The sequence below is a fragment of the Micromonospora sp. NPDC005087 genome, assembly GCF_042872965.1.
Lineage (GTDB): Bacteria > Actinomycetota > Actinomycetes > Mycobacteriales > Micromonosporaceae > Micromonospora.
This window is the reverse complement of record NZ_JBIALB010000017.1, coordinates 26,667-43,408: the sequence shown is the minus strand read 5'-3', so window position 1 is coordinate 43,408 and position 16,742 is coordinate 26,667. Positions and strand designations below refer to the sequence as shown.

At 72.7% G+C, this 16,742-nt stretch carries 12 protein-coding genes; 3 read left to right on the top strand and 9 right to left on the bottom strand.

Annotated features, from left to right (window positions below):
- The 9 genes from ACFYPS_RS29470 to ACFYPS_RS29430 all read right to left on the bottom strand — a co-directional run bounded on the left by ACFYPS_RS29470 (window position 1) and on the right by ACFYPS_RS29430 (window position 12,952).
- Window positions 1–969 carry a sugar ABC transporter permease gene (locus ACFYPS_RS29470; RefSeq protein WP_354967544.1) on the bottom strand — a complete coding sequence of 323 codons (969 nt, stop codon included), beginning with the start codon at window positions 967–969 and terminating at the stop codon, window positions 1–3.
- 67 nt (window positions 970–1,036) lie between these two features.
- Window positions 1,037–2,341: an extracellular solute-binding protein gene (locus ACFYPS_RS29465; RefSeq protein ID WP_354967545.1), complete on the bottom strand. Its 1,305-nt coding sequence runs from the start codon at window positions 2,339–2,341 to the stop codon at window positions 1,037–1,039.
- Window positions 2,342–2,426: 85 nt separating this feature from the next.
- Window positions 2,427–3,476 (bottom strand): LacI family DNA-binding transcriptional regulator, encoded by a 1,050-nt coding sequence (locus ACFYPS_RS29460; RefSeq protein WP_354967585.1) that lies wholly within the window; start codon window positions 3,474–3,476, stop codon window positions 2,427–2,429.
- Window positions 3,477–4,104: 628 nt separating this feature from the next.
- Window positions 4,105–5,013: an amidohydrolase family protein gene (locus ACFYPS_RS29455; RefSeq protein WP_354967546.1), complete on the bottom strand. Its 909-nt coding sequence runs from the start codon at window positions 5,011–5,013 to the stop codon at window positions 4,105–4,107.
- Window positions 5,010–5,819 (bottom strand): metal-dependent hydrolase, encoded by an 810-nt coding sequence (locus ACFYPS_RS29450; protein ID WP_354967547.1) that lies wholly within the window; start codon window positions 5,817–5,819, stop codon window positions 5,010–5,012. Before ACFYPS_RS29450 ends, ACFYPS_RS29455 begins: the two co-directional genes overlap by 4 nt.
- Window positions 5,820–5,921: 102 nt before the next feature.
- Window positions 5,922–7,553, bottom strand: coding sequence for a serine/threonine-protein kinase (locus ACFYPS_RS29445; RefSeq protein WP_387328600.1), 1,632 nt, complete (start codon window positions 7,551–7,553; stop codon window positions 5,922–5,924).
- A 118-nt stretch (window positions 7,554–7,671) separates the two neighbouring features.
- Window positions 7,672–9,453, bottom strand: coding sequence for a protein kinase (locus ACFYPS_RS29440; RefSeq protein WP_387328598.1), 1,782 nt, complete (start codon window positions 9,451–9,453; stop codon window positions 7,672–7,674).
- Window positions 9,454–9,536: 83 nt separating this feature from the next.
- Window positions 9,537–10,871 (bottom strand): glycosyltransferase family 4 protein, encoded by a 1,335-nt coding sequence (locus tag ACFYPS_RS29435; protein ID WP_387328595.1) that lies wholly within the window; start codon window positions 10,869–10,871, stop codon window positions 9,537–9,539.
- 137 nt (window positions 10,872–11,008) lie between these two features.
- The gene (locus tag ACFYPS_RS29430; protein WP_387328592.1) at window positions 11,009–12,952 is read right to left on the bottom strand and encodes an amylo-alpha-1,6-glucosidase; all 1,944 of its coding nucleotides are present in this window, start codon (window positions 12,950–12,952) and stop codon (window positions 11,009–11,011) included.
- 42 nt (window positions 12,953–12,994) lie between these two features.
- Between ACFYPS_RS29430 and ACFYPS_RS29425 the strand changes: the two genes are divergently transcribed.
- The 3 genes from ACFYPS_RS29425 to ACFYPS_RS29415 all read left to right on the top strand — a co-directional run bounded on the left by ACFYPS_RS29425 (window position 12,995) and on the right by ACFYPS_RS29415 (window position 16,741).
- A complete protein-coding gene (locus tag ACFYPS_RS29425) occupies window positions 12,995–15,700 on the top strand; it encodes a glucosidase (protein ID WP_387328589.1) in 2,706 nt (901 codons plus the stop codon).
- Window positions 15,701–15,935: 235 nt separating this feature from the next.
- Complete coding sequence (locus ACFYPS_RS29420; RefSeq protein ID WP_387328586.1) at window positions 15,936–16,394, top strand: SRPBCC domain-containing protein; 459 nt, start codon at window positions 15,936–15,938, stop codon at window positions 16,392–16,394.
- Window positions 16,391–16,741, top strand: a complete 351-nt coding sequence (locus tag ACFYPS_RS29415) for an ArsR/SmtB family transcription factor (RefSeq protein ID WP_387328584.1) — start codon at window positions 16,391–16,393, stop codon at window positions 16,739–16,741. The genes ACFYPS_RS29420 and ACFYPS_RS29415 overlap by 4 nt, the downstream gene beginning before the upstream one ends.
- The last annotated feature ends 1 nt before the right edge of the window (window position 16,742 follow it).

The following is a 16,742-nucleotide window of genomic DNA, read 5'->3' as shown; positions in this document are numbered from 1 at the left end:
TCAGAACCCCCGATCCCGGCGCTCGCTGCGGGCCTGCATCCAGATGAAGACCACGGCCACCACGATGATGATCAGTGTGAGCACCGTGGAGATCGCGGAGCCGTAGCCGACCTGGAGCTTCTTGAAGAACGTGTAGTACGCGAAGTAGGACGGCACGTTGGTGGCGTTCTCCGGGCCGCCCCGGGTCAGGGCGAAGATCGGCCCGAACACCTTCAACGCCGCGATGGTGCAGGTCAGGGCCACCACGAAGGTCTCCGGCCGGATCTGCGGAAGAGTGATCGCCCGGAACCGGTGGGCCCAGTTCGCGCCGTCGACCTCGGCCGCCTCGTACAGCTCCGGGTCGACCCGTTGCAGCGCCGCCATGAAGACGACCACCGGGTAGCCGATCTGCACCCAGATCATCACCGCCATCACAGCGGGCAGCGCGGTGTCCGGGTCGCCGAGCCAGTCGTGCCGGAGCGCGCCGAGACCCACCGCGTCGAGGAGGCTGTTGAACGCGCCGTCGGGGCGCAGGATCCAGCCCCAGACGATGCCGGCCACCACGACGGGCAGCACCTGCGGGAGGTAGAACGCGGCCCGCAGCGCGGCGGCGGTGCGCGGCCGGAACCGCCGGCCGATGACGTCGAAGAGCACCGAGGCGAGCACCAGCCCGAGCAGGGTCGGCACCACCACCATCGCGACGAGCATCGCGACGGTGTTCCGGAACGACGCCCAGAACACCTCGTCGTGCAGCAACTGCTGGTAGTTGTCCAGGCCGACCCAGGTGGGGTCGCCCACCCCGGACCACTTGGTCAGCGACAGGTAGCCGGTGCCGACCAGCGGTGCGCCGATGACCAGGATGAAGAGCACCGCTCCGGGGAGCAGATAGAGCCAGTACGCCGCGTTGCGGCCGCGACGCCCGCGGTCGGGCCGGGGCTGGGTCGGGGTCGCCGGCGGGTGCGGGGCGGCGACGGTCTCGGAGGCTGCCATCGAAGATCCTTCCCGGTGGAGCGGGCGGGCGCTCCGGTCGTGCCGGTCACGCCCGCCACTCGCCGTGTCACTTGCCGGTGATCTCCTTGACGCCGTCGGCGTACGGCCCGGCGATCGAGTCGAGGACCTGGTCGGGCGACTTGGAGCCGTTGATCAGGCCCTGGAAGCCGGAGACCAGCACGTCGTAGTAGCCGGGAACCGGCCAGTCCGGGTAGAAGGCCAGGCCGTCCTGCTTGCTGACCGTGTTGAAGTCCTCGATCAACTTCCGGTCCTTGGGGTCGCTGATCTTCGCCGGGTCACCGGCCACCGGGACGCCACCGTTGTTGCCGATCAGGTCCTGGATCTCCGGACGCAGGGTGATGTCGATGAAGTCGTACGCCAGGCCCTTGGCCTTGCTGGATTCCGGGACCACCCAGAGGTTGCCGGACGAGCCGGCGTGCAGGGTGTTGCCGGGGAAGAGGAAGGTGTCCCAGTTGGCCTTCATCTCGGCCTTGAACCGGCCGTACCACCAGCTACCGGAGACGATCATGGGGGTTTTGCCGCCGATGAACGCGGTGCCCATGTCCTCGGCCTTCAGGCTCGCCGAGTCCTTTGCGACGTAACCCTTCCCCACCCAGTCGGCGAAGGTGTCCGCGCCGTACTTCAGCGGGTCGGCCTTGAAGTCCACCGGGTTCTTGTAGAGCTGGTAGTTGTCGACGAACTGCCGGTCCGCCTTGGCCAGCGCCAGCTGGTAGAAGAGCTGACCGGCCGGGTACTCAGCGCCGGCCATGCCCAGCGGGGCGACGCCCTTGCCGACAAAGGTGTCCATCGCGGCGGTCATCTCCGCCATGCTGGTCGGCACCTTCACGCCGTACCTGTCGAAGAGGTCCTTGTTGTAGTAGACCGTGACGTACTCGCCGTAGTTCGGCACGCCGAACCAGTTGCCCGAGCCCATCACGCCCTTGTCGCTGTAGCGGGCGGTGGTCTGCAGGCTGGGGCTGAGCTTGCCGGCCCAGCCGCGCTTGTCGGCCTCGGCGCTCAGGTCGGTGAGCAGGCCCTGGGAGGAGAGCAGGCCGGCGGTCGCGTTGCCCTTGTTGTACTCCATGATGTCCGGGCCTTCGGACGAGTTGATGATCATCCCGGCGTTCTGCTGGATCTGCTCGAACGCCTTGCGCTCGAAGCGCACCTCGACGCCCGGGTGCTCGGCCTTGAAGATCTCGATCGCCCGGTCCCAGGCGACCCCCATGGCACTGTTGGCGCTCTCGTAGTGCCAGAGCTTGAGGGTCTTGGCCCCGCTGTCGTCCCCGCTGTCACCACCGCCGCACGCGGCCACGGTGGTCGTCGCGGTCGCCGCCAGGGCGATCGCGGCGACGATCCGGCGGAATCGCTGCATTGCTATCCTCCTCGTTGAGTATCTAGCCGGTACTTCACTGGGCCCGTCGTCGCGTTGCCGCGCGGCGGCGGGCCGTTTTCGCTGGTCAGCCCCCGCCGATCGGCGACCGCCGAGGTGCGTCCGGTGCGGGCCGTCGTGGCACGGAGGTCGATCCCCGGATCTCCAACGCGCATGGCAGCAGTTGCTGGTGGCGCTCGTCGCCGGGACCGTCCAGGTGGCGCAGCAGCGCCTCGATCGCGATCCGCCCCAGGGCCGAGCCGGGCGAGGTCATCGCGGTCAGCGCCGGGGTGGCCAGCTCGGCGACCTGCGGCGAGGTGACCATCGAGACGACCGAGACGTCCTCGGGCACCGAGAGGCCCCGACCGGTCAGCTCGCCGAGGATGCCGAAGATCGCGGTCTCGTTCATGGCCAGCACGGCGGTCAGCTCCGGAGCCTGCGCGAACGCGGCGGCCAGAGCCGCCCGCCCACCGGCGGCGCTGTCCTCGGCCGGGATCATCAACGGCTCCAGGCCGTGGCCGGTCATCGCCGCGACGAAGGCGTGCCGGGTACGCAAGGCTGGGCCGTAGCCGCTGGCCAGCGTGGCGGCCGAGTGGTTGACGTAGACGATGCTCCGATGGCCCAGGCCGACCAGGTGGGCGACGGCCTCCCGCACGGTCTGCTCGAAGTCGATGTCGACGTAGGAGAGCCCGCTGGTGTCGCCGGTGCGGCCGATCAACACCAGCGGGACGCCGGCGTCCCGCAGGACGGTGACCCGCTCGTCGGCGAGCTGCACCTCCATCAGCACGACCCCGTCGAGCATCCGCTGGCTGGCCAGCCGCCGCAGGTCGTCGAGGTCGCCGCCGCCGACGGGGGAGAGCACCAGGTGGTAGCCGGCCGCGCTGGCCGCGGCGGCGGCGCCGGTGACGAAGGCCGTTTCGGTCGCGCCCAGGCCCCGCTCGTCCATCGGCATCAGCAGACCGAGGATCCGGCTGCGCCGGCTGGCCAGGCCACGGGCCATCGCGTTGGGCTGGTAGTCGAGCTCGGCCATCGCCGCGAGCACCTTGTCCCGGGTGGCCTGGGAGATCGGTCGGGTGCCGGTGAGCACGTACGACACGGTGCTGACCGAGACCCGGGCGAGGCGGGCGACGTCGTGCATGGTGGCCACCGCGCACCTCCTCCGGCCCGGCGTGGGATCGCTCCCGAATGATCGTCGAAGCGTTTCGACGAAGCGTTTCGACAGACGCTAGGCCACCTGTTACGGCGACGTCAATAGCCGATGTCGAAAAGACGCCGCTGCCCCGCGGGCCCTCCTCGGCAGCCCGCACCTGGCCCGCCCGTGCCCTGCACCTGGCCCGCTAGCCGGGCCCGTCGCCGCGCATCCCGCGTCCTGCCCGGCGTCCTGCGGTGTCCTGTGCCCGGCGGCCTCGTAGCTTCGGCCCCGGCCCCCGGGCCCCCGGCCCCGGCCCCGGCCCCGGCCCCGGCCCCGGCCCCGGCCCCGGCCCCGGCCCCGGCCCCGGCCCCGGCCCCGGCCCACGGGTGGTCTGTGGCCGCCTTTGCTCTGCTTCACTCCACGCAACACCTGCCGTCCGGTATCCGGACAGTGGGTGTTGCGGTCGTTGAAGCAGAGCAAAGGCAATCGAGGGACCCCGCCCGGCCCGCCGGATCGCGCAACATCCCGAGGGATCCAGCACAATCCCGGGAGCCGGGAGCCGGGAGCCGGGAGCCGGGAGCCGGGAGCCGGGAGCCGGGAGCCGGGAGCGCGTGGGGCTCGGGCGGGTGGCGCGTCAGCGCAGGTCGAACAGGGTGGCGGCGCTGTCCCAGCAGACCGCACGCAGCCAGTCGTCGCCGAGGTCCAGCCGGGCCAGCCCGGTCAACTGGTCGGCGTACGGGTAGGGGATGTTCGGGAAGTCGCTGCCCAGCAACACCTTGCCGGCCAGCCCCAAATCGCGCAGCCGGGGCAGCTCGTCGGCGGGGAACGGCACGAACCGGTCGAAGAACGGGGTGAATGCCATCGTGGTATCCAACCGGACCCGCTCGTACGCCTCGGCCAGATCAAGGAAGGCCCGGTAGTCGGGGGCGCCGAGATGCGCCACCACGGCGGTCAGCCGGGGGTGGCGGGCGAGCAGGGCGGCGAACAGGTCCGGCCCGGTGTGCGTGGTCCCCACCGGGGCGTGCCCGGCGTGCACCACCACCGGCACACGCGCGTCGGCCAGCAGCCCCCACACCCGGTCCAGCGCCGGGTCGGTCGGCGCGAACCCGCCGACCTGCACGTGCACCTTGAACAGCCGGGCCCCGCCGGTCAGCGCCTCCTCGACGTAGCCGGGAGCGTCCGGCTCGGGGAAGAAGGTGGCCGAGGGCAGGCAGCCCGGGGTGGCGCGGGCGAACTCCAACGTCCAGCGGTTCAGGTCCGCCGCCATGCCCGGCCGGTGCGGGTACGCCAACGCGCTGAACGCGCGTACCCCGAGCCGGCGCAGGTGCGCCACCCGGTCGGCGTCGCTCCACCGGTAACGGATCGGCCACTCGGTGCCGACCAGCGGGCCGGCCGCGTCGAAGTACGCCCACACCCGGCGCAGCAGTCGCGGCGGCAGGAAGTGCACGTGCACGTCGGCCAGCCCTGGCAGCCCCAGTGCGCGCCAGAAATCCGGCACCCGCTCGTCAGCCTCCGGAGGTGACTGCGCGCCCGGGTCGGTCATATCTCGATGTTGAACCGTTGCAACACCGACGGCGCGACCAGGCCCGCCATGGCGAGCGCCGCCACGACGGTCAGCACGGCACGCAGCACGACCACCTCGGCCTTGCTGCCGGTACGCAGGGCGATGCCGTTCGGCAGGCCGATCATCGTCCACATGCGCCGCTTGATCGGGATCGGCCAGAGGATCGGCACGCCGGCTCGGGTGATCATGTCACCGAGAATGTGGACGAAGCAGCCCACGCCGACGGCGGTACCGATCAGCGGATAGCCGCGCCCACCCGGCAGGTTCGCGAAGGTGAACCAGGCCGCTCCGGCCGACGCGAGGGTGATGATCACCCACCCCGCCCGCTCGGCCCACTTGTCGAACAGCCCGCGCAGGGCCAGGCCGAACATGAAGAACAGGATGGTGATCACCGCCCACTTGCCGTACGCGGCGCAGAGCGCGGTGGTGCCCCACCCGATCAGAACCGTGAACGGAAGCGTGTGGGTCAGCGTCCGGTGCCCGTTGTTGCGGCGCGGGTCCTTGCTGAGCTTTGTGGCGTAGTAGACCCCGAGGGAGATCTTCTCCATCACCTCGGCGGCGAAGAGCGAGAAGACCCCGAAGGTGCGGGCCACGGTCGCGCCACCCTGGTTGCGGGTCACCTTGCCCGACATGTCGAGGTCGGGAAAGAGCGCGCCACCCGCGCACACCGCGGTGCCCACCGCCAACGCGAGTGGCGACTGGTGGTAGTCGGCGAACTGGTCCAGTGCCCAGGACCCGGCCAACCACACCGCCGCGCCGGACAGCGCGTGCGACGGTCCCATCATCTCGGCTCACCCTCCCCAGGGATCTTGAGCGCCAAAACTACGCCACTGTAGTTAGCGGCGGCGCCGCAGGGGCATCCTCCGGTCGGTCCACGGTGGACAACGTCAGAGTGCGGGGGTGAAGCTCTGCCGGATCATCGGCAAGTATGTCGCGTTGACCTGCCAGTCGAACTCTTTTGTCAACCACGAGACGGTGAAGGCGCGCCCGGCCGAGGTGTTGGCCAGCAGCCGGAAACTGTGCACCCGCTCGCCGGCGGCGTTCTTCCAGCCGCACTCCCAGATCGCGCCGCCCTCGAAGATGTCCAGCGCCGAGATGTCCACCTTGCGGTAGCCCGGTAGCGCCTCGCCGCCGGTGAGCCGGGCCTCCTCCGCCTTCCAGTACGCCACCGGGTCGGGTCGGGCCGGCCCCGCCTCGACGCTGAGGATCCGAGGCCCGCCGGACTCCCGGAAGCAGGTCGTCGACTCCTCGGTCCAGCGCAGCCAGCCCACCGGCGCGGCGATCCGGAACCCGGCCGGGTCGTCGTGCCACGTCCAGCCCTTCACCAGCCGGTACCGCGCGTCGGCCGGTTGCGGCACCGACGGCACCGGGGTGGCCGTCGGTGGCGGGGGCGTCGCGCAGGCGAATGCGGCCGGGCGGGGGGTGGCCTCGCCGCCCCCGGCGCCGGACGGTGGCGTCCGGCCGTCGTTGCGGTTGACCAGCGCCAACGCGACACCGCTGGCGGCGAGCAGCGCGGTCGCCGCGCCGCCCAGGGTGAGCATCCGCCGACGCCAGCGGCCGGGTCGGGTCGCCGGCCGGTCGGTCGACGCCGGCGGGTCGCCGGGCGGGGAGGGCCAACCGGTCGGAGCGGCGGGCACGGCGGCGCGGCCCGCGCTGCGTACAGCCGCCACCGCGGCGGCGCGGGCCGGCTCGGTGGGCGGGTCGTCGTCCGCCGCCGCGCCGCGCAGCAGCGGCTCCGCCTCCGCCGCGGTCAACCGCCGCCAGGGGTCGCGCTGCAACAGGCCGGTGAGCACGGGGCGCAGCGACCCGGCCCGGCGCATCGGGTCCGGCGGTTCGGTGGCCAGCGCTCTGAGCGTCGCCATCGCGCTGGAGCGGGCGTACGGCGAACGCCCCTCGACCATCGCGTAGAGCGTCGCACCCAGCGACCACAGGTCGGTACGGGGATTCGACACCCCTTCGCGGGCGCGCTCCGGCGCGACGAACTGCGGCGAGCCGAGCACCATGCCCGGCTCGGTCATCGCCCCGTCGCCGCCGACGAACGTGGCCAGCCCGAAATCGGTGAGCACCACCCGCCCGTCGTCGGCGACCAGCACGTTGTGCGGCTTCACATCGCGGTGCAGCACACCGGCGGTGTGCGCGGCCCGCAGCGCGGCGAGAACGGCCAGCCCGATCCGGGCGGTGCGCTGCGGGCTCAGCGGCCCCTCCGCGCCGATGATCTGCTGCACCGACCGGGACGGTACGTACTCCATCACGATCCAGGGGCTCTCCCGGTCGTGCACCACGTCGTAGATGCGGACCACGTTGGGGTGGTTGAGTCGGGCCGCCGTACGCGCCTCGCGCAGGGTCCGCAGCCGCAGCTCGGCTCGTTCGGTCTCGGCCAGCCAGGACGGTGGCACGACCTCCTTCACCGCGACGTCGCGGTGCAGCATCTCGTCGCGGGCCAGCCACACCCGGCCCATGCCGCCGGCGCCGACCAGATCGAGCAGCCGGTACCGACCCGCGATCAGCAACTGCTGCACAGTCGCTCCCCCTCGGTCACCCCGTGTTACACGATAGCCACCGGCGCGGCTTTTCTCATCCACCGCGCGGCCTCGATCCACCCCGGACCGCACACCGAACCGGCCCACACGGTGCAGGTCAACGGGGTGGTCGGAAACTCGTTCGCACCGTCGTCCAGTCCGCGGTGGCGCCGGTCCAGTCCCGGTCGTCGGTGATCCAGCCCAGCGTCCAGCGGCCGTTACCGGCGGGTGCTCCGGCGACATGCTGCCGGGCGTGCAGCCGGGCGCCGTAGGGCGCCGCCCACCGGGACTCCCACTCCGCCCCGCCGTCGCCCCCGGCGAGCCGGACCTCGTCGTACTCCGGCAGCGCCCCGACCTCCGCCGCCGCGTCCCGCATCGCAGTCAGCCGAGCCAGCGGGTCGGTGGCGCCGCCCTCGGCGACGCTGAACGCCCGTCCGGTCGCCGGGTCCTGGAAGCAGGCCACCTCGCCGTCACGGGAGTAATGCCAGGTCGCGGGCACGGAGACCCGGAAGCCGCTGGGGTCGGCGTGCCAGACCCAGCCGGCCGGCGGCCGGAAGCGCTCGCCGGGAGGCGGCGACGCGGGCGGCGCCGGCGCACCGACGGCGTCCGGGCGGACGCACGGAAACGGTGGCGGGGGGAAGGCGCCCCCGCCCGGCGGCCGGCCCGGCCGGTCGGGTCCGTGACCGAGCGGCCCACCCGGGCCGTCACCGTCGGGCGGACGGTCGGTCGGCGGCGCGCTGGTCGGCCGTTCGGCGGTGTCCGCCGGTTCGTCGTCGCTGACGGCCAGCGCGGTGCCGACGCCGGCAGCGGCCGCCACCAGCAGCGCCGTGACGACCAGCCCCGCCCGGCGGGCTGTCCGCCCGGCCGGTCGTCCGACCGCCCGAGCGGGCGCCTGCCCGCCAGGGGTGTCGGTCCGCTCGGCGGCGTCTCCGGCGGGCGGATCACCCGGGGCCCCGGCCCGGGCGGCGGTGGGTCGGCCAGGTTCGGGCAACGGGATGGCGGGATCCTGATCGGACAGGTCGGTGGACGTGTCGGGATGATCGACCGGATCCGCTGCCGACTCTGTCCCGTCGGGCACCGGGAGCGGGCCGGTGCGGCCGGTCGCGGCGGCGGTGAGCAGCCGGTGGGCCGCCTCGTGGTCGAGACGGTCGCGCGGGTCACGGCGCAGCAGCCCGGCCAGTACCGGCGCGAGCGGCCCGGCGTGCGGGGCCGGGTCCGGCGGCCCGGCCGCGAGCGCGCTCAGCGTGGCCATCGCGGTGCTGCGGGCGTACGGGGAGCGGCCCTCGACGGCGGTGTGCAGGGTGGCCCCGAGCGACCACAGGTCGGCGGCCACGGTGGACACCGCCTCGGAGGCCCGCTCCGGGGCGACGTACTGCGGGGAGCCGAGCACCATGCCGGGGCGGGTCATCGCCCCGTCGCCGCCGTCGAACGTGGCCAGCCCGAAGTCGGTGAGCAGCACCCGCCCGTCATGTGCCATGAGCACGTTCTGCGGTTTGACGTCGCGGTGCAGCACCCCGGCCGTGTGCGCGGCCCGCAACGCGCCGAGCAGGGCCAGGCCGATCCGGGCCGCCTCGGCCGGAGCCAACGGCCCCCCGGCGTCCAGCACGTCCTGCAGGGTGCGGGACGGGACGTACTCCATCACGATCCAGGGGCTGTCCTCGGCCGGGACGACGTCGTAGAGCCGGACCACGGCGGGATGGTTGAGCCGGGCCGCGGCGCGCGCCTCCCGCAGGGTGCGCGAGCGCAGCTCGGCCCGCTCGTGGTCGGCCAGCCAACTCGGCGGCACGACCTCCTTGACCGCGACCTCTCGGTGCAACATCTCGTCGCGGGCCCGCCACACGCGGCCCATGCCCCCGCGACCCACCAGGTCGAGCAGCCGGTACCGACCGGCGATCAGCACCTGCGCACGCTCCTCCTCAGCCGCTGTCCGGGATACACCCTAACCAGCGGATCGGGAGTCACCTATCGGTCGTCCGCCTCGGCTCAGCAGGCGGCGTGGTCGGCCGCGGCGAGCAGATTGCCCTCCGGGATGGCGATCCGGGTACGTCCGCCCGCCAGTCGGGCGGCGATCCGGCGGGCCTGAAGTGGGCCGTGCTCGCGTCTGGCGGTGGTGTAGCTGGCGGCGGTGCGGGCCGCGATGGTGGCCCAGCCGTACCGCTCGACGACCATGCTGCGCGCCCGGCGGGCGACCCGCCGGGCGAAGACCTCGTCGCCGAGGAGGTGGCCCACCGCGCCGGCGAGGGCGTCCGGGTCGCTGTGCGGGAACGTCACGCCGGTCACGCCGGGCTCGACGATCTCGGCGAGCCCGCCGGTGCGGGCCACCGCGAGTGGCGCACCGGCGGCCGCCGCCTCCAGCGCCACCATGCCGAACGGCTCGTAGAGGCTGGGCACCACGGTGGCGTCGGTGGCGCCGAGCACCGCCGGCAGTTGGGTGGCGTCGAGGAAGCCGGTGAAGTGGACGGTCGAGCAGAGCGCGAGCCGGCGGGCCTCGTCCTCCAGCTCGGCGCGGTACGGGCCGTCGCCGGCGATCACCACGCGCAGCCCGGGATGCCGCTCGCGCAGGCGGGGCACCGCGTGCACCAGGTGCTGTACGCCCTTCTCGTAGACCAGCCGGCCGGCGTACCCGACGAGCGGGCCGTCCGCGGCGAACCGGGCCCGGGCCGAGGCGACCGCGCGTGGCCGGGCCCGCCAGGCCCGGTTGTCGACCCCGTTGGGTACCACGTCGACCTGGCTGGCCGGGAGGTCGAACAGCGCGGTCACCTGCTCGCGCATGTACGCCGAACAGGTGATCACCCGGGTGGAGGAGCCGCTGAGCCAGTGCTCGACGCCGTGGATGGTGCGGTTCATCTCCTCGGGCAGCCAGCCCTGGTGCCGGCCGGCCTCGGTGGCGTGGATGGTGGTGACCAGGGGCAGGTCCAGGTGCTCGGCGAGGGTGATCGCGGTGTGGGCGACGAGCCAGTCGTGGGCGTGGATGACGTCGTAGGTGCCGGCTTCGGTGGCGCGTAGGGCGGTGCGGGTGAGGGTGTGGTTGAAGGCCATGGTCCAGGCGAGGAGGGATTCGGTGGCCAGGGGGAAGGTGACGGGGTCTTCGGGGGCGCGCAGGATGCGGACGCCGTCGGCGTATTCCTCCAGGGGTGCGCCGTCGGTGTGGCGGGTGACGACGGTGACGTCGTGGCCGGCGGTGGCGAGGGCGACGGAGAGGGCGTGGACGTGTCGGCCGAGGCCGCCGACGAGCACCGGCGGGTATTCCCAGGAGAGCATCAGCACCCGCAGCTGCCGGGCGGGGTGGATGTCGATCACGTGGGCGTCGGGTGACATGCGGCCCCCTCTGGTTGTGTCCGGGCGCGCGCCGACCGCACCGGAGCCGGTGCCCGCCGTCGCGTCTGGATCTCGGACCAATCCTGCCGGGGGCGAGATAACCAGCGGAGACACCGCCGTTGCGGTCGTGTAAAGCGCTACTGGCCCTTTCGGCGCACCCGCAGCAGCTCGGCCACCGACCATGCCTGGAACGGGCAGCCGGTCGCGGCGTGCGGCGCGAGGCCGTCGGCCGTCTCGCTCACCGAGCCTAGCCCGAACTCGGTCAGATGGGACTCAATACCGACGAACACGTCATCGACCGACATCTTGCCCCGGCGACAGGCGTCCACGTACGGGCCGAGCAGCCACGGCCAGACGGTGCCCTGGTGGTAGCCGCCGTCCCGCTCGGCCGGGCCGCCCCGGTGCCGGCCGACGAACTCCGGCGACTCCGGGGCGAGGCTGCGCGGCCCGAGCGGGGTGAGCAGCCCGGCCGCGACCCGGCGCAGCGTCGCCTCGTCCGGCTCCAGCGGCGCGAACGGAAGTGACCAGGCCAGCAGCTGGTTGGGGCGCAGCGAGTCGTCGTCGTGCAGGGCGGCCCCGCCCAGCGGGTACGCCGGTGCGGGCGCGTCCAGCACGTCGTGCAGCCAGCCGCCCGGCGCGGGGTAGCGGTCCCGGAACGAGGCGGTGGCCTGCCCGTGCCGTCGCCGCAGCTCGGCCGCGTCCCGACCGGCCAGCTCGGTCAGCTCGGCGAGCCCGGCCAGCGCGTTGATCCACAGCGCGTTGACCTCGACCGGCTTGCCGGAACGCGGGGTGACCGGCACCCCGTACACCCGGGCGTCCATCCAGGTCAGCGCGGTGCCCGGGGCACCCTGGGTGAGCAGCCCGTCGGCCGGGTCGACGGCGATGCCGTAGCGGGTGCCGGCAACGTGCGCGTCGATCACCGTGCGCAGCGCGGGCAGCAGCTCGTCGCCGAGGTCGGTGTCACCGGTGACGGTGACGTGCCGGCTCACCGCGTGCAGGAACCACAGCGTGCCGTCGACGGTGTTGTACTCCACCCGCCCGGTGTCGGCCGTGTTGGCCAGCATCCCCTCGGACAGCGTCGCCGCGTACGCCCGCAGCAGCTCCCGACCCTCGTCCGCCCGGCCGGTGCAGAGGAACAGCCCCTCGTACGAGATCATCGTGTCCCGCGACCACGCGCCGAACCACGGGTAGCCGGCGACCACGTCGACCGCCGTGCGGCCGGTACGCACCACGAACGCGTCCGCGGCCAACGCGAGCGTCGCCTCCACCGGGTCCGCCGGCTTCGCCGTCGCCACCACCTGACGGTTACGCCGCCGGGCCGTCGCCACGATCTCCGGGGCGGGCGGCGGCTCCTCGTCGAGCCGGCCGGCCCAGGCCCGCACCGACACGGTGTCACCGGGGCGCCGCAGATCGCCGGCGAAGCGGCCCGCGTACCAGAGGTCCTCGTCGGGGTGCAGCCCCCGGCTCGCCTCCTCGCGGTGGTGCACACCCAGCCACCACTGCCCCTCGGGCGTCCAGCCCGGGCCGGCCAGCCGGTACGCCCCCTCGACCACCGCGCCGTCGGCCACCGCCTCGACCTGCGGCGTCGGGCCGTCGGCCCGCCGCTCGCCGTGCGCGTCACGCCAGGTGCAGGCGGCGGAGAGCTCCAGCCGGACCGGCCCGCCGGCCACCAGCCGGTGCACCACCGCCACGCAGGAGCGGCCGGGCAGCATCGCCAGCTCCCGCTCGATCACCACCGCGCCGATCCGCCACCGCCACCGGGGCAGCCCGTCGACCAGGTCGAAGCGCTCCAGCAGCTCGAAGCCGCGCGGGTCGACGTCCGCGGAGGACCACTCGTGCGCCCCGAGCCGGACCCGCGCGCCGGACGGCAGGGTGACCGACGGGTCGAGGCTGACCAGTCCCACCCGGCGGGACGCCGGCGTCTCACCGGGCACCACCAGCAGACCGTGGTAGCGCCGGGTCCGCAGCCCGGCGACGGTGCCCATCGCGTACCCGCCGACGCCGTCGGGCACCAGCCACTCCCGGCTGGCCGCGCTGGTCAGCTCGCCGCACACCTGCGGGCCGAAGTGAATGTCGATCAACTTTCCTCCACCGGCGGCGGGGTGTAACACGCCACGACGAGAATGGCTGCTGTGGTCAAGTACCGCGGCGACGTCAAAGATGTGCACGTGATCTCTGACCGTTCGTCCTCCGACGCCTCGCCACCCGACGCCGAGCGGCTCCGGCTCGCCCAGGCCGACTCGGGGGAGCAGGACTGGCGCGCATGGGGTCCCTATCTGTCCGAACGGGCGTGGGGGACGGTGCGGGAGGACTACAGCGAGCACGGTACGGCCTGGGACTACTTCCCGCACGACCACGCGCGGTCCAGAGCCTACCGCTGGAATGAGGACGGGATGGCCGGCGTCTGCGACGACCGGCAGACGTTCGCCTTCGCCCTGGCGCTGTGGAACGGCAGGGACCCGATCCTCAAGGAGCGGATGTTCGGCCTCGGCGGTGACGGCGGCAACCACGGCGAGGACGTCAAGGAGTACTGGTGGTACGAGGACTCCACGCCCACCCACTCCTGGATGCGCTGGCGCTACCACTACCCGCAGGCCGCCTTCCCGTACGACGAGCTGGTCGCGGTGAACGCGCAGCGCGGCCGGGACGACACCGAGTACGAGCTGGTGGACACGGGGATCTTCGACGACGACCGGTACTGGGCGGTCAGCGTCGACTACGCCAAGGCGTCCCCGACCGACCTGTGCATGGTGGTGACCGTGGCCAATCGGGGCGACCGGGCCGCCACCCTGCACGTGCTGCCCAGCCTGTGGTTCCGCAACACCTGGGCCTGGGGCCTGCCCGGCGCTGACCGGATTCCCCGGCTGACCGGTGAGGGCGCGCGGCTGGTCGGCGAGCACCGGGTGCTCGGCCAACTGCTGCTGGAGGGCGACGGAGACCCGGTGCCGCTGCTCTGCGACAACGACACCAACGCCGAGCGTCTCTGGGGCCTGCCCGGCCGGTCCCGCTACCCGAAGGACGGCATCAACGACCACGTGGTCAACGGCGCCGCCACGGTCAACCCGGCCAGGGAGGGCACCAAGGGCGCACTGCACTACGTGCTCGACGTGCCGGCCGGCGGACAGCGTCAGATCCGGCTGCGGCTGACCCGCACCGCGTCGCCGCCGGCCGCCGCCCCGCCGCCCCGGGCGGATCTCGGCGACGGCTTCGAGGCGGTGGTGTGGGCGCGGCGTGCCGAGGCGAACCGCTTCTTCGCCGGCGTGATCCCGGAGGCCGCCACGCCCGACGAGGCGCTCGTGGCCCGGCAGGCCATCGCCGGGCTGATGTGGGGCAAGCAGTTCTACCACTTCGACGTCAAGCGTTGGCTGGACGGCGACCCGGGTTCGACGCCGCCGGCCGGGCGTCGCCACGGGCGCAACAGCGCCTGGTGGCACATGACGAGCTTCGACGTCATCTCCATGCCCGATCCCTGGGAGTACCCCTGGTACGCGGCCTGGGACCTGGCCTTCCACTGCGTGAGCATCGCCCGGGTCGACCCGGGCTTCGCCAAGGCGCAACTGCTGCTCCTGCTGCGCGAGTGGTACCTGCACCCCAACGGGCAGATCCCGGCGTACGAGTGGGCGTTCGGTGACGTGAACCCGCCGGTGCACGCGTGGGCGGCGCTCAAGGTGTTCGAGATCGACGGCGGCCGGGACTACGAGTTCCTGGCCCGGGTGATGCACAAGCTGCTGCTCAACTTCACCTGGTGGGTCAACCGGAAGGACACCGGCGGCAACAACGTATTCGAGGGCGGCTTCCTCGGGCTGGACAACGTCGGGCCGTTCGACCGGTCGGCGGCGCTGCCGGTGGCCGGTGTGCTGGAGCAGTCCGACGGCACCGGCTGGATGGCCATGTACGCGCTGAACATGCTGGACATGGCGATCGTGCTGGCCGAGCACGACCGCACCTGGGTGGACACGGCCACCAAGTTCTTCGAGCACTTCGCGTACATCGCCGCCGCCGCGTACGAGCAGGGGCTCTGGGACGACGAGGACGCCTTCTTCTACGACGTGCTGCGGCTCGCCGACGGCACGAAGGTGCCGCTGAAGGTCCGGTCGGTGGTCGGGCTGCTGCCGCTGGCCGCCACCACCCGGCTCACCGCCCGGACCCTGCACCAGCTGCCGGAGCTGGGCGCCCGGCTGCGCTGGTTCCTCACCAACCGACCGGAGTACGCCGAGGTGATCGGCACCCGCCGGCTGGGCCCGGACGGCCGCCAGCAGCGGCTGCTGTCCATGGTCGGCCCGGAGCAGGTCGTGCGGCTGCTCGCCCGGATGCTGGACAGCGACGAGTTCCTCTCCGACTTCGGCCTTCGTACGCTGTCCCGCGCGCATCTCGACAAGCCGTTCTCGGTCACCCTCGGTGGGCAGGAGTTCTCCGTCGGGTACGAGCCGGCGGAGTCGACCAGCGGGCTGTTCGGCGGCAACTCGAACTGGCGCGGCCCGATCTGGATGCCGACGAACTTCCTGCTGATCAGCGCGCTGCGCGACTACGCGGCGTTCTTCGGCGACGACCTTCAGGTGGAGTACCCGACCCGCTCCGGGGTGAAGCGCACGCTGGACGAGATCGCCGACGACCTTTCCGTACGCCTGATCTCACTCTTCACGCAGGACGACTGGGGCCGGCGGCCGATCTACGGCGCGTGCCGGATCTTCCAGACGCACCCGGACTGGCGGGACCTGATCGCGTTCCCCGAGTACTTCCACGGCGACAACGGGGCCGGGCTGGGCGCCTGGCACCAGACGGGCTGGACGGCGCTGGTGGCCGACCTGATCCTCACCCTGCGCCGCTGACCCCGCCGCCGCCCGCGCGTCCGGCGGCGGCGTCGGCGTTGTCGGCGGCGGCGCCGGCATGATCGTGCTCGATCAATGTTGTAGTGGTGTCCCCGGCGTTCGGAGGCCACTCGATCCTGGTTCGAGCACCGATCATGCGGGCTGGCCGCGCCACTCAACATGCAACGAAAGGTTGCGCGTCGCGTCCTGGATGTTATAGCCTTACGCAACCAAAGGTTGCGAAAGGTTGGGTGGCATGGAACACGGATCCATCGAGCGGGACATTCACGTCGACGCATCGCCCGAGGTGGTCTTCGAGGTGATCAGTCGGCCCGAGCACATGCGGGAGTGGTGGCCCGACGACGCGCGGTTCGAGCCGGTCGCGGGCGCGCCCGGTGAGCTCGTGTGGCGCGACGCGGCGACGGGCGAGACGAACACCGTCGCCCTCGCCGTCGTCGAGGTCGACCCTCCGAAGCGGTTCTCTTTCCGGTGGTGCTACTCGGACCCGGCCCGGAGCGGGCCCTCGCTGCTGGTCACCTTCGAGCTGGCCCCGACCGGTACGGGGACCCAGATCCGCATGACCGAGACCGGGTTCCGCGAGATGGGATGGGAGGTCGCTGTCATCGAGGAGCAGTACCGCGACCACGTGAACGGGTGGGACCACTACATTCCCGCGCTGGGCACATACGTTGCGCGGCTGGTCGCCACCTCATGAGCACCGCGGTCGACGACGACCTGTGGTCGGCCATCGGCGACCCCATCCGGCGCACGATGATCGACCTTCTTCTCGCCGGGCGGTCGGGCACCGCCACGTCACTGAGCGAGCGGCTGCCCGTCACCCGCCAGGCCGTCTCGAAGCATCTGGCCGTCCTGGACCGGGTCGGTCTGGTGCACGCCGCGCCGGCCGGTCGCGAGCGGCACTACCAGGTCGACGAGGCGCAGCTCGCCCGCGCCGCCGCCCAGATGTCAGCGGTCGGTGCCACCTGGGACGCCCGCCTCCGCCGGATCAGGCGGATCGCCGAGGCCATCGAGCACAACCGCAACGACAACCAGGGAGAGTGAC

What these genes read in the sequence shown, in the direction of transcription:
- ACFYPS_RS29470 (WP_354967544.1), bottom strand. Translation starts at nt 969, where the DNA reads ATGGCAGCCTCCGAGACCGTCGCCGCCCCGCACCCGCCGGCGACCCCG.
- ACFYPS_RS29465 (WP_354967545.1), bottom strand. Translation starts at nt 2,341, where the DNA reads ATGCAGCGATTCCGCCGGATCGTCGCCGCGATCGCCCTGGCGGCGACC.
- ACFYPS_RS29460 (WP_354967585.1), bottom strand. Translation starts at nt 3,476, where the DNA reads ATGCACGACGTCGCCCGCCTCGCCCGGGTCTCGGTCAGCACCGTGTCG.
- ACFYPS_RS29455 (WP_354967546.1), bottom strand. Translation starts at nt 5,013, where the DNA reads ATGACCGACCCGGGCGCGCAGTCACCTCCGGAGGCTGACGAGCGGGTG.
- ACFYPS_RS29450 (WP_354967547.1), bottom strand. Translation starts at nt 5,819, where the DNA reads ATGATGGGACCGTCGCACGCGCTGTCCGGCGCGGCGGTGTGGTTGGCC.
- ACFYPS_RS29435 (WP_387328595.1), bottom strand. Translation starts at nt 10,871, where the DNA reads ATGTCACCCGACGCCCACGTGATCGACATCCACCCCGCCCGGCAGCTG.
- ACFYPS_RS29425 (WP_387328589.1), top strand. Translation starts at nt 12,995, where the DNA reads ATGGCTGCTGTGGTCAAGTACCGCGGCGACGTCAAAGATGTGCACGTG.
- ACFYPS_RS29420 (WP_387328586.1), top strand. Translation starts at nt 15,936, where the DNA reads ATGGAACACGGATCCATCGAGCGGGACATTCACGTCGACGCATCGCCC.
- ACFYPS_RS29415 (WP_387328584.1), top strand. Translation starts at nt 16,391, where the DNA reads ATGAGCACCGCGGTCGACGACGACCTGTGGTCGGCCATCGGCGACCCC.